This is a genomic window from Sphingomonas sp. GW821-FHT10C01, assembly GCF_059415525.1.
In genome coordinates this window covers 1,967,342-1,979,139 of record NZ_JBWKNK010000001.1, presented here as the reverse complement: position 1 = coordinate 1,979,139, position 11,798 = coordinate 1,967,342, and the positions used below count along the sequence as shown (strand labels likewise).

12 protein-coding genes are annotated in these 11,798 nt (G+C 65.8%); 5 read left to right on the top strand and 7 right to left on the bottom strand.

Annotated elements, in window-relative coordinates:
• Window positions 1–2: 2 nt before the first annotated feature.
• Entirely contained in the window at window positions 3–1,523 is a 1,521-nt protein-coding gene (locus tag AC07M1_RS09585; protein WP_495162316.1) for an XrtA system polysaccharide chain length determinant, read from the bottom strand.
• 13 nt (window positions 1,524–1,536) lie between these two features.
• Window positions 1,537–2,181: an XrtA/PEP-CTERM system exopolysaccharide export protein gene (locus tag AC07M1_RS09580; protein WP_495162315.1), complete on the bottom strand. Its 645-nt coding sequence runs from the start codon at window positions 2,179–2,181 to the stop codon at window positions 1,537–1,539.
• 338 nt (window positions 2,182–2,519) lie between these two features.
• Here AC07M1_RS09580 and AC07M1_RS09575 point away from each other — a divergent pair, with 338 nt between their 5' ends.
• On the top strand, window positions 2,520–2,942 hold the full coding sequence (locus AC07M1_RS09575; RefSeq protein ID WP_495162314.1) for a hypothetical protein: 423 nt from the start codon (window positions 2,520–2,522) through the stop codon (window positions 2,940–2,942).
• Here AC07M1_RS09575 and AC07M1_RS09570 read toward each other — a convergent pair whose 3' ends face one another.
• Together AC07M1_RS09570 and AC07M1_RS09565 are read right to left on the bottom strand one after the other, a co-directional pair.
• Entirely contained in the window at window positions 2,943–4,166 is a 1,224-nt protein-coding gene (locus tag AC07M1_RS09570; protein WP_495162313.1) for a pyridoxal-dependent decarboxylase, exosortase A system-associated, read from the bottom strand. It lies immediately after the preceding gene.
• A complete protein-coding gene (locus AC07M1_RS09565) occupies window positions 4,163–5,674 on the bottom strand; it encodes an acyl-CoA ligase (AMP-forming), exosortase A system-associated (RefSeq protein WP_495162312.1) in 1,512 nt (503 codons plus the stop codon). The genes AC07M1_RS09570 and AC07M1_RS09565 overlap by 4 nt, the downstream gene beginning before the upstream one ends.
• Window positions 5,675–5,795: 121 nt before the next feature.
• Here AC07M1_RS09565 and AC07M1_RS09560 point away from each other — a divergent pair, with 121 nt between their 5' ends.
• The 3 genes from AC07M1_RS09560 to AC07M1_RS09550 are packed head-to-tail and all read left to right on the top strand — an operon-like array spanning window position 5,796 to window position 7,578.
• A complete protein-coding gene (locus tag AC07M1_RS09560; protein WP_495162311.1) occupies window positions 5,796–6,068 on the top strand; it encodes an acyl carrier protein in 273 nt (90 codons plus the stop codon).
• Between the two features lie 41 nt (window positions 6,069–6,109).
• Window positions 6,110–6,778, top strand: a complete 669-nt coding sequence (locus AC07M1_RS09555) for an alpha/beta hydrolase family protein (protein ID WP_495162310.1) — start codon at window positions 6,110–6,112, stop codon at window positions 6,776–6,778.
• Window positions 6,766–7,578 carry a hydrolase 1, exosortase A system-associated gene (locus tag AC07M1_RS09550; protein WP_495162309.1) on the top strand — a complete coding sequence of 271 codons (813 nt, stop codon included), beginning with the start codon at window positions 6,766–6,768 and terminating at the stop codon, window positions 7,576–7,578. Before AC07M1_RS09555 ends, AC07M1_RS09550 begins: the two co-directional genes overlap by 13 nt.
• An 86-nt stretch (window positions 7,579–7,664) precedes the next feature.
• On the opposite strand, the gene AC07M1_RS09545 is transcribed toward AC07M1_RS09550, so the two are convergent.
• Together AC07M1_RS09545 and trxB are read right to left on the bottom strand one after the other, a co-directional pair.
• A complete protein-coding gene (locus tag AC07M1_RS09545; protein ID WP_495162308.1) occupies window positions 7,665–8,315 on the bottom strand; it encodes an immunity protein Imm33 domain-containing protein in 651 nt (216 codons plus the stop codon).
• Between the two features lie 479 nt (window positions 8,316–8,794).
• Complete coding sequence (gene trxB, locus AC07M1_RS09540) at window positions 8,795–9,766, bottom strand: thioredoxin-disulfide reductase (protein ID WP_495162307.1); 972 nt, start codon at window positions 9,764–9,766, stop codon at window positions 8,795–8,797.
• A 162-nt stretch (window positions 9,767–9,928) separates the two neighbouring features.
• On the opposite strand from trxB, the gene AC07M1_RS09535 reads away from it, so the two are divergent.
• Window positions 9,929–10,570 (top strand): peptidylprolyl isomerase, encoded by a 642-nt coding sequence (locus AC07M1_RS09535; protein WP_495162306.1) that lies wholly within the window; start codon window positions 9,929–9,931, stop codon window positions 10,568–10,570.
• 3 nt (window positions 10,571–10,573) lie between these two features.
• Here AC07M1_RS09535 and AC07M1_RS09530 read toward each other — a convergent pair whose 3' ends face one another.
• Window positions 10,574–11,770: a dipeptidase gene (locus AC07M1_RS09530; protein WP_495162305.1), complete on the bottom strand. Its 1,197-nt coding sequence runs from the start codon at window positions 11,768–11,770 to the stop codon at window positions 10,574–10,576.
• Window positions 11,771–11,798 lie beyond the last annotated feature (28 nt).

The following is an 11,798-nucleotide window of genomic DNA, read 5'->3' as shown; positions in this document are numbered from 1 at the left end:
CCTTACGCTGCCACGCCGCGCTGGAACATCTCCAGCCCGAGCAAAGCGACCCATGCGAACACGAGCCCGCCGGTCGCCGCAGCGAATATCTGCAATCGTTTCTTACGCAACGCGGTCTGCGCCGCGGTCACCACTTCGCCGACCGAACCGATCACCGGCATGCCCGACGCCTTCTCCAACCGCTTGGACGTGGCGAAGGTGCCGGCGAGCTGGCTCAGGCCGAATGCCGCGGCCACGCCGCCACCCAGCCCGACGATCAGCACGCCGGTCAGCAGCAGCATCCGGTTGGGCGCGCTCGGCGCCGTTGGCGTCACCGGCGGATCGACCACATTGAACTTGACCGCATCGGTCTGGCTCGCCGCCTGGCTGCGCAGCTTCACTTGCTCGCGATCGGTGAGCAGCTTGTCATATTCGGTCTTCAGGACCTGATAATTGCGGTCGATCTCGGCCTGTTCCTGCGCTGCGGCGGGGTCGCCGGCGATCTTCTGGTCAAAGGCGTTGATGTCGGACTCGATCTGCGCCTTGCGGTTAGCCAGTGCAGCGACCTGTGAAGCCTTTTCGGCCTGCATCGTCTTAAGGCCCAGATAGAGCGGGTTGGCGCTGGCGCCACCGCCGCCGCCCGCGACTGGCTTCTCGCCCCGCGCGGCGATCTGCGCCTGGGCGAGTTGGCTACGCAGCGCCGCCACATCGGGGTGGCTGTCGGTCCAACCGCGCGCGCGGGCTTCGGCCAGCTGTCCTTGAATAGCCGTAACACGCGCGCGCGCCGGGCCTGCGACGGCAATGCCGCCAGCCCCGGGAGAGGTAGCGGTCGTTCCGGCCATTTGGCCGTTGACCGCGGCAAGTCCGCTTTGCGCAGCCGCAAGCTGCGAGTTGATGTCCGCAAGCTGGCTTCGCGCCGTCGCCAGCCGCTCGGTCAGCGTACCGGTGCCGGGCAGCGACCCCAGATAGCGTGCCTGGAACTCGGCCTGCTTCGCCTCGGCTGCCTGAAGCGCCTTCTGGCGATCCGCCAGCTGCTGATCGAGGAACGTAAGCGACTGGCTCGCCTGGTCGCGTCCCTGGGTCAGATTGTCCTCGACAAAGATGTCGATCAGCTTCTGCACGATCGAGCGCGCGAGCTTACCGTTCGACGCCGTCGCGGTGATTTCGAACAGATTATCCTGCTGCGCGACGACCTTGATCTTCTGCTGCAGGCCCGCGACCCGCGCCGCGACGTCCTTGTCGGTGGCGACGGTGTTGGCCAATTCGGTGCCGCGAACGACCTTTTCCAGGTTCACCGCGCTGGTCAACGTCTGGCGAATCCGGTCGATGTCCTTCTGCTGGTCCTGCTGGGTGGCGATGCTGTCGCCGGGCAGGATCTGGCGCAGCTGTACCTGAACGCGCGCGCGGCTCTCATACTGGTTGGGCATCTGCGACACGACCAGCCAGCCCGCCAGGCACAGCGCCCATGCGATCGCCAGCGCGATCCAGCGGCGTTGCCAGATCCCGTGAAGCAGTGTCCGGATTTCTTCCCAAAGGCCTCCCATCGCCGCGCCGCCCCTAGAACATGCTTTCGGGGATAATGATCACGTCGCCCGGCTCCAGCCGAACATTCGCGCTCGTATCCCCGTTCTTGAGCAGAGCCGACAGACGCAGACGATATTCGCGCTGCTGGCCCGTATTCTTGTCGAAACGCACCAGCCGCGCGCGGTTTCCGGCCGCGAACTCGGAAAGCCCGCCCACCGCGATCATCGCGTCGAGCAGGGTCATGTTCGCGCGATACGGGATCGACGCGGGCTTCTCGGTCGCGCCGACGATCCGAATCTGCTGGCTGAACGTGCCATTGAAATTCTCGACGATGACCGAAACGATCGGGTCCTTGATATATTCGCCGAGCGCGATCTTCAGGTCGTCGGCCAGCATCGCCGGGGTCTTCCCGACTGCGGGCATGTCGCTGATCAACGGCGTGGTGATACGGCCATCGGGACGCACCTGCACCTTGGCCGACAGTTCCGGATTGCGCCACACGAAGATCTGCAGGCTGTCGAGCGGCCCGATCACATATTCCTCGCCCGGCCCCTCACGGCTCGCGACGAAGGTCGTGGAGGGCAGCTCGGGCCGGTTGTTGCCGCCCGTGCAGCTCGAAAGCACGACTGCCGCGATCGACGCCGCCGTCACTACTCTCGCATTGTGCCGAAAACGCATCACCCAGTAACCTCCGTCCCGCGCAAAGGAGCCGGCGTCCCGCCCCCGAATATCACGCGCCTTACGGAACGCTTAGGGTTACATGGGTAAAGATACCGTTAGGGAGGAAGAGCAGGAATTTGTGCGCCACGCACGCTATAGCCGTTTGCAGCTACGGCCCGAATCGGTTTCAGGGCCTGCTAGTGGGAGAGAGACGGCAATGATCCGGAGCCATTCGCTTTCGATGAGCGGCCAGCATGGCGGCTATCCTCCGGCACCGGCGCCCTCGCCATCTTCGCCGACACCTCCGCCGACTACCCGCCCGCAAAAACCCACCAACCCTGGCTGACCAGGAGCCAATGGGTCCGGGGCACCTCTATTATCTGGGAATTCTGCTGACCGGCCTGTTCGTGGCGCCGTTCAGTCCGCTGGCGCGCGTGATCGTGCTGAGTTGGCTTGCCGGGGAGTTTGCCTGGTGGTTTGGCGCGCCCCATTACTGGGTCAATCTGGTCCAGCACCTTGTCGCCCTCGTCATCGGCAGCCGCTATCTGCGCAGCAAATGGTGCATCGCCGCGTGGGTGATGTTCATGCCGATGCTGGCGTGCGACGCGCTCGCGCTGCTCCGCGAGTATGAAGTGTTCGCATGGTGGGGCCTTCTATGCACGGCGCTCGCACAGCTCGTGCTCCTGCCGCTGGGCATGAGCCTCAAGGCGCCGTGGTCGGGCGTGTCAGACAAAGCCGAACCGCCCGAGCATCTGCGCTTTCGCATGTTTTCGGGCTGATCAGCCGCCCGCGACGATCTCCGTGGCGGGACCATGCCCCAGAAAGGCCGCCGGGCTCGCGCTCGCGCCATAGGCCCCCGCCAGGAAGATCGCGACGACATCGCCCGGCTCCGCGTGCGGCAGCGCGACCCGGTCGGCCAGCCGATCGAGCGGGGTGCAGAGCGGCCCGACGACCGACACGGTCTCAACCGGCTCCGCGTCCATCTTACCCGCGACCGCCATCGGATAGTTGCGGCGCACCACCGTCCCGAAATTGCCCGACGCCGCGAGCTGGTGATGCAGCCCGCCGTCGCACACCAGGAACGTCTCTTCCCCGCTGACCTTCCGGTCGATCACGCGCATCAGATAGACCCCGCACTCGCCCGCGATCCACCGCCCCAACTCGATCGCGAAGGCCGATCGCGCCAGCGCCGCCGGCCGCCCCGCCAGCACCTCGCCGAGCGCGACACCCACCGCATCGATATCGACCGGGGTATCGCCCGCGAAATACGGGATCCCGAACCCGCCGCCCAAATTCACCATTGGCGGTTCGGCGCCCGCCTCCTCCGCCAGCCGCGCCGCCGCGCCCACCGTCGCCGCCTGCGTCTCGATGATCGCCGCGGTGTCGAGCGACTGCGATCCGGCGAAGATATGGAACCCCCGCCAATCCGCTCCCGCCGCGATTAGGCGCTTCACCAGCGCCGGCACCCGCGCCGCATCGAGCCCGAAGGGGGAGGCGCGCCCGCCCATCTTCATCCCCGATCCGCGCAGCTCGAAGTCGGGGTTCACCCGCACCGCCAGCTTCGGCACGATGCCCAGCCGCTGCCCGATCGCCAGCGCGCGCTCCGCCTCGCCCTCGGATTCAAGGTTGAGCGTCGCCCCCGCGGCAATCGCCGCCTCCAACTCCGCATCGCGCTTGCCCGGCCCGGCAAAACTGATGTGCGCCGCGTCCTTGACCTTCAGCGCCTTGGCCAACTCCCCGCCCGACGCGACATCCAGCCCGCCCACCAGCGGTGCCACCGCCTCAAGAAATGCCGGCAAGGGATTGGCCTTGATCGCGAAATGGATCTCGCACAGCTCAGGCAGCGCCACCCGAAGCCGCGCCAGCCGTTCGCTCACGATCCCAACATCATAGACGAACAGCGGCGAGCCCGCCTCCGCGACCCAGCTCGCAGCGGTCCTGCCCGCGATCGTCAGCTCGCTTTGCCCCGCGAAATAGGGGGGGATCGGTCCGATTGGCTTCATGACGTCAACTCCGCCTTCAGGCCCGATCGGTCGAACTTCCCGTTCGCGTTGCGCGGCAGGCTCTCACGCCATTCGTAACGTGTCGGCTGCATGAAGCTCGGTAATTCGCGCCGCAGCCGTTCGCGCAGCGCCGCCTCGGCCACTGCCGCGTCGCCGCGTGCCACCGCAACCACTACGACCGCTTGGCCCAGCCGCTCGTCCTTGATCCCGAACGCCGCCGCCTCGCGCGCTTCTCCGCCCGCCAGCACCGCCTCCTCGACCTCTGTCGGGCTGATGCGGTTACCCTGCGACTTGATCATCTCGTCGTCGCGCCCGACGAAGCGCAACAGGCCATCGCTCCCCTCGGTCACCGTATCTCCCGAAAACACCGCCATCCCCCCGTACTCGGAAAAGGCCGGCGCGGGCTTGAAGCGCTGCGCGGTCCGCTCTTCGTCCTGCCAATATCCCTGCGCCACCAGCGGCCCGGCATGAACCAGCTCCCCCGCTTCGCCCGCCTCGGCGCGGGTCCCGTCCGGGCGCACCACCATGATCTCGGCAAAGGGGATCGCCCGCCCCATCGAATCCGGGTGTTCGTCCACCAGGGACGGATCGAGATAGGTCGAACGGAACGCCTCGGTCAGCCCGTACATTGGATAGAGGTCGGCATTAGGAAACTTGCTCCGCAGCCCACGCACCATGCCCGTGGTCAACGCTCCCCCCGAATTGGTCAACCTCCGCAGCTTCCGCGCGGTCAACTCCGGCCACTCCGCGTCCAGCAGTTGCACCCACAGCGGCGGCACTCCGGCGATCGTCGTCACCGCATGCCGCTCGACCGCCTTCATCACATCGCGCGCGGTCAGATAGTCGAGCGGGATCACCCGCCCCCCACCGGCCCAGGTCGAAAACAGCTGGTTCTGTCCATAATCGAAGCTCAGCGGCAGTACCCCCAGCACGCGATCTTCGGGCGTGATCTTCAAATAGTGCGCGACCGAAATCGCCCCCAGCCACATATTGGCGTGGCTCAGCATCACCCCCTTGGGCCGCCCGGTGGAGCCCGAGGTATAGAGGATCGCCGCCAGCGCCTGCGGATCGGCGGCCGAAATCGGCAGTCCCGGTCCGTCGATCACCGCCTCATCATCCCCTGCGATCCGGCAATCATCGGGCAGGTCGCCGCTCTCCAGCGTCATCGACCGCGCTGGCTGAGTGATCAGCAGCGACGCGCCGCTGTCAGCCAGGATATGCGCAACCTGCGCGCGCTTGAGCACCGGGTTCACCGGCACATGCACCAGCCCCGCTCGCGGCGCCGCGAGCGGCATCAGGCACGCCAGTCGTGTCTTGGGCAGCCAGGTCGCGACCCGCGCACCCGGCGCGAAGCCCTGCCGCCTCAGCCAGGCCGCCAGGGCGGCAACGCAGCCCTGCAGTTCGGCATAGGTCAGTGTGCCATTCCGGTCTTCCAGGGCGACGTCGTCGGGCGCGCCCATGCCGGGCAGCGCGTCGATTGTCCGCGGGGTCGGGTCCAGTACAACCATCGCGCTTCCTTACCCCGCATCGGTTAACGATACAGTTCCTGTTTGCTGTTAGCAGGTGCAGCACTTGGCAGCGCCGCGCGCAACCGGTATCGGGATCGCAAAAATAGCAGGGGGACGTACGTTGCAGCCGGACGGATTTCACGAGGTCGAGGAAACGGTGCGCGGTGTATTGCGCGACGTGCTGGGGATCAGCGCCGACCGCGCCGCCGCCTTCAACGAGGCGACCCCATTGTTCGGAGCGTTGCCAGAGCTCGATTCGATGGCGGTCGCCGGCGTGCTGACCGAAATCGAGGATCGCCTGGGCATCATCATCGAGGATGACGAGGTCGACGGCGACATGCTCGAAACCTTTGGCGCGCTCGTCACCTTCGCCGCGTCCAAGGCGCTCAACTGATAACGTTCGACGCCTATGACTGGCCGGGTGGCCGCGAAGCGATGCTCCGCTTCGGCCCAGCCACCGGCCCCGTCCCAAAGGCCGTCGTCGTCGTCGCATTGCCGCTGTTCGAGGAAGCGAACCGCACCCGCGCCTTCGCGGTCACGATCCTGCGCGCGCTGGCAGCACGCGGGGTGGCAGGGGCGCTGCCCGACCTGCCGGGTCAGGGTGAAAGCCTCGTCCCCACGCATGAAACCACGCTTGCGAAGTTGCGAACCGCCTTTGCGGCGGCGGTGGCCGGTCTCGAGCCGCCCGTCTTCACCCTCGCCATCCGCAGCGGTGCGTTGCTCGACGGTGAGGCGGCGGTCGCGGGCCGTTACCACCTTTCCCCCATGAACGGCGCCGATCTGCGCCGCGAGCTGGTACGCGCCCGCCAGGCGTCTTCGCGTGAGGCAGGCGAGGCATTCGACCCGGCATCGCTCGACACCGCGACCGAAGCGGTCGAACTCGCGGGCAATCTCATCGCCCCGGCGTTGCTCGCCGAACTCACCACCGCGACACCCGCAACCGGCATCGCGCGCACCGTCCGGCTCGAAACCGAAGCGAAACCCGCCGACACCAAGCTTCCCGGCAGCCCGCTCTGGCGCCGGGCAGAGCCGGACAACGACTTCGTCTTCGCCAACATCGTGGCCGACGATATCGCCCAGTGGATCGCTTCATGCGCCGGCTGACCAGCTTCCCCTGTGCGGGCGAAACCCTCGCCGCCACGCTCGATGAGGCCCCGGGAACCACCGGCCTGCTGATCGTCTCGGGCGGGAATGAGATCCGCATCGGTGCGCATCGCGGCATGGCCGAGCTCGCCGCCACCATCGCCGCTGCGGGCCATCCGGTGCTGCGCTACGACCGTCGCGGAATCGGCGATTCAACAGGCGATAACAACGGCTTCGAATCCACCACTGAGGACATTCGTGAAGCCGTCGCCGCCTTCCGCCGCGAAGCGCCGCACCTCACCCGCATCGCCGCCTTCGGAAACTGCGACGCCGCCAGCGCGCTGATCCTGTTCCACGCGGGCGCGGGTATCGACGCACTCGTCCTGACCAACCCCTGGACAATAGAAGTGGATGAGAAGGGGGGCGACGACCTTCCCGCCGCGGCTGCGATCCGCTCGCGCTATATCGCGAAGCTCAAGAACCCGCGCGAACTGCTCCGCCTGTTCACTGGCGGGGTGAATATCCGTAAACTTGTCAGCGGCTTGCTGAAAGCTTCATCCAAACCATCGCAAGCTCCGCAAGGACTTCCAGCCCGCCTCGCGGCTGCACTGAATGCGACGGAAATCCCTGTCGCCATCTTGCTCGCAAAGGCCGACAACACCGCCCTCGCCTTCGCCGATCACTGGAAGAGTGACGTCTTTACCCCTGCCCGCGCCCGCTGCGCGCTCGAAACCTGCGACACCGACAGCCACAGCTTCGCGCGCCCGCAGGACAAGGCATGGCTGACAGAGCAGGTGCTCGCCGTCCTTACCGATCGCTGACGGGATCATCACTGCGCACTCGATCTACGATATGATCCGCTATGGAACTAACCAATACCTGCCGCAGTTGCTCGGCAGGCGCCGGATCACTCTTCTTCCTCATAGATGCCGGTCCCAGCATTGCGGAAAAAGCGGGAACCAATCGGGGCATCGATCAGGCTGAGCCAGCTATCGTCCCTGTTGAGGACCAGTCCGAGGGCCACATATTGCAGCGTTCGGGCATCCAGCTCGTCGTCCGTCGCCTCCCCCATTCGTCCACGGACGCGCCAGCCGCTGTCGGGGAATTTGTCGTCGTCATCCTGCAAGTCCGGCGCTTCGCGATAGATGAATTCCACGGGTTCGGAGCCGTCGAGGACACAATCATCGACAATACATCGCTCCCAATATTCCCGACGATCACCAGGGCGAGGCGCGGCCTCGGGGCATGCCCACAGAATCGCGATGACGTGATGGCGCGCGAAACGAATCGTCGCACCGGCTTCCAGCAACGTCGTCGGCTCGCTCGGCTGATTATCGAGAATCCCAATGATATCTTCGCCTCGAACATCGTCGACGATGACCCACATGCGTTCGGCGGCCCACTCGGCGGTTTCGTGGGGATATTCGAAGATGAGCTTGACGAGGTCCCCCTTGCCGAAAGCCGAGATCTCAGCAGCGCCCGGAAGGAAAAAGGTGTAGGGCGCATCTTTCGCGATTGGACGTGGATCGACCAGATCATAGGGCAGCGCGTGAATCATGCCCGCCGATCGTAGTGAGCGCGTCGCAAGCGGCAAGCGTCCTCTTTCGGACGCTGTCCTCGGGCGCGTGAAGCCGTCGGCCGAATTTATTACAAGCTCGAACGTCTGCAATGGGGTCGTAAGCAGACGCTCGACAAACCCTTCCAATGTTGGATTTCGTCTGATCTACCCTTGTCGATGGATCGACCACCTGTCCTCAAGCCGATACCCCGCCGCGTCGGTGGCGCAGCAGTGGCGGGTGGCCGGCGCGCAACCGGCGCGTGCGTGTCGCGTCAGTGGCGCGCGGACGGCGCGTCAGTGGCGCACAGGTGCGGCGAACCCGGCGCAAACGCGGCGCGTTTCCGTCCTGTTACCGGCGCGTCCAAGAAAAACCGCTGTTTTCTGTCAACTCTGTCAACTGGTCCGGCAGCAGACGGCAAATGAAGCATATGCCAAAGTGTAAAAATGGAGCGTGCATCCCTTCACTTTGGCGCGCGGTCTCACTCCGCCGCTTCGGCGACCGCCTCGAAATCGGCCTCGGCCAGGAAGCGTTCGGCATCGAGTGCCGCCATGCAGCCGGTGCCCGCCGCGGTGATCGCCTGGCGATAGACCTTGTCCATCACGTCGCCGCACGCGAACACGCCGGGCACGCTGGTGCGCGTGGTGCCGGTCTCGACCTCGATATAGCTGTCGCTGTCGAGCTTCAAATGGCCGCGGAACAGTTCGGTGGCCGGATGATGGCCGATCGCGACGAAGCCGCCCTCGACATCGATGTCGGACAGTTCGCCGGTCACCGTGTCCTTGAGCTTGAGGCCGACCAGCCCCTCGGGATCGCCGCCGCCGACGAACTCGACGACTTCCTTGTTCCACAGCGTCTTGATCTTGGGATTGGCGAACAGCCGCTGCTGCAGGATCTTTTCCGCGCGCAGGCTGTCGCGGCGGTGAATCAGCGTCACGTCATGGCTGTGGTTGGTCAGGTACAGCGCTTCCTCGACCGCGGTGTTGCCGCCGCCGATCACCGCGACCTTCTTGCCGCGATAGAAGAAGCCGTCACAGGTCGCGCACGCGGACGCGCCCTTCCCCTTCATCGCCTCTTCGCTGTCCAGGCCCAGCCACTTGGCCTGGGCGCCCGTCGCGATCACCAGCGTATCGCCCAGGTACACGGTGCCGCTGTCGCCGACCATGCGGAACGGGCGCTGGGTCAGGTCGACCTCGACGATCGTGTCGTACAGCATCTGCGCGCCGACATGCTCGGCCTGCGCCTGCATTTCGCCCATCAGCCAAGGACCCTGGATCACCTCGCGGAAGCCGGGATAATTCTCGACATCGGTGGTGGTCATCAGCTGCCCGCCCGGCTGGATGCCTTGCACCACGATCGGCGCCAGGCCGGCGCGCGCGCCATAGATGGCGGCGGAAAGCCCGGCGGGGCCGGAACCGAGGATCAGCATGCGGGTCGAGTGAGTGGCGGTCATCTTGTGTCCTGTAGGCCCCGAAATGGCGGTGGCGATACCGCATCTAGGGGAACGGCATCGCCTTTCGCAACATGGGTGGCGTCATGCCGCGTACCAGCAAAGTGATTCTGTTGTGGACGAAAGCCGGTTGAAGCGGTCCGCCGCTTGGGCGAAGCTGGCAGCATGATGATCCGCCGCACCCTGCTCGCCGCCGCCTTGCTGGCCCCGCTGACCGCCCTTGCCCAGAGTGTGCCGCCGCCGCCCGTCACCCCGGCGATCGTGGAGTCGACACCCAAACCGGCGACCCAGAAGGTGGCGATCGAGACCAGCCTCGGCCGTATCGTGCTCGAGCTGGAGACCGCGCGCGCGCCGATCACCGCGCGCAATTTCCTGCGCTATGTCGACCAGAAACGGCTCGACGGCATCGGTTTCTATCGATCGGTGAAGGTCGCGGACAAATTCGGCTTCGTCCAGTTCGGGGTCGAGGGAAACCCCAAGCGTATCCTCCCCCCGATCGCGCACGAGCCGACGACCAAGACCGGCGTCAAGCATGTCGATGGCGCCATCTCCACCGCCCGTCTGGCGCCGGGCACTGGGCGCGGGGAGTTCACGATCAGCGTCGGTGACCAGACCTCGCTCGACGCCAATCCCTCGGCGCCGGGCGACAATCTCGGCTATGCGGCGTTCGGCAAGGTGATCGAGGGAATGGACGTCGTCTGGAAGATTCTCGACGCCCCCACCTCGCCCACCGCTGGGGAGGGCGTGATGAAGGGGTCGATGCTGGCTCCGAAGATCAAGATACTGAGCGTGAAGCGACTACCCTAGCCGCTATTTGCCCTTGGCGGCGTCCGCGGCGCGCAGGATGCGCAGGACATTGCCCGACCAGATCTTGGCGATATCCGCCTCAGAATAGCCCGCGGCAACCAGCCGTTCGGTGACCTTGGGCAGCGCGGTGATGTCCTCGAACCCGCGCGCACCGCCGCCGCCATCCCAGTCGGCGCCCATGCAGACATGATCGGGGCCCGCGACCTTGAGCAGATAGAGCAGGTTGGTCATGAAATTCTCGAAGTCGGTGTCCTGAACCGGTGCCACCTTGTCCAGCGCCCGCACCTCGGCCACGAGCTTCGCCTGGTCCACCGGCGACAGCGTGCCGATCTTATCGACCAGCGCCGACAGCCGGTTGCGCTCGTCGGTGTAGGTCATCTTGGTCAGGAACACGCTGTTCATGCACACGGCCCCGCCCTTCGCCGCGAGCTGGCGGATACGGTCGTCGTCGATGTTGCGGTTGTGCCCCCACAGCGCCTTGGGACCGGAGTGCGAGAGGATGATCGGCGCCTTCGAAAGCTCGAGCAGCTGGTCGAACGTCGCGTCCGACGAGTGACTGCCGTCGATGACCATGCCGAGGCGATTCATCTCCACGACCCACTGTTTGCCCAGTGGCGACAGACCCTTCCACGTCCCCTGCCCCGTGGCGCTGTCTGCGAACTGGTTGTCCTTGGAATGCACCGGCCCCGCCATCCGCACGCCGCCGTCGTAGAAGGTCTTCAACAGCGACAGGTCCTCACCCAGCGGATAGCTGTTCTCGATGCTGATGAACCCGAAGCGCAGCCCAGCCTTGTCAGCGCGGATCGCCTGGTCGGCGGTCGTCACCAACTCGATCCGATTGGGATAGGCGCCAAGCGTCTTCTGGATCTCACCCAGCCGCTTGAACGCGAACGCCTTGGCGTCGGCAAAGCCCTGGGGCGTAACCTCCTTCTGGGCGGTGTAGATGACGAACATCCCGCCATCGAGCGCACCGCTGTCCATCCGCCCCAGATCGACCTGCGCCAGGTCGGTCTCCCAGGCGTGGCGGTCGCCGAACTTCCAGTTGGGGTTGGAGAACCAGACCGGCGTGTCGAGATGAGTGTCGAGCGTCAGCAGCCGCTGATGCAGCGTCGGCGCGGGCCCGGCCTCACGCGGCTTCGCCTGCGGCGTCGAACAGGAGGCGGCGGCAAGGGCGAGCAAAGGCAGGCTGATCAAACGCATCGAAGGCTCCATCCACTGGGAAGTGGAC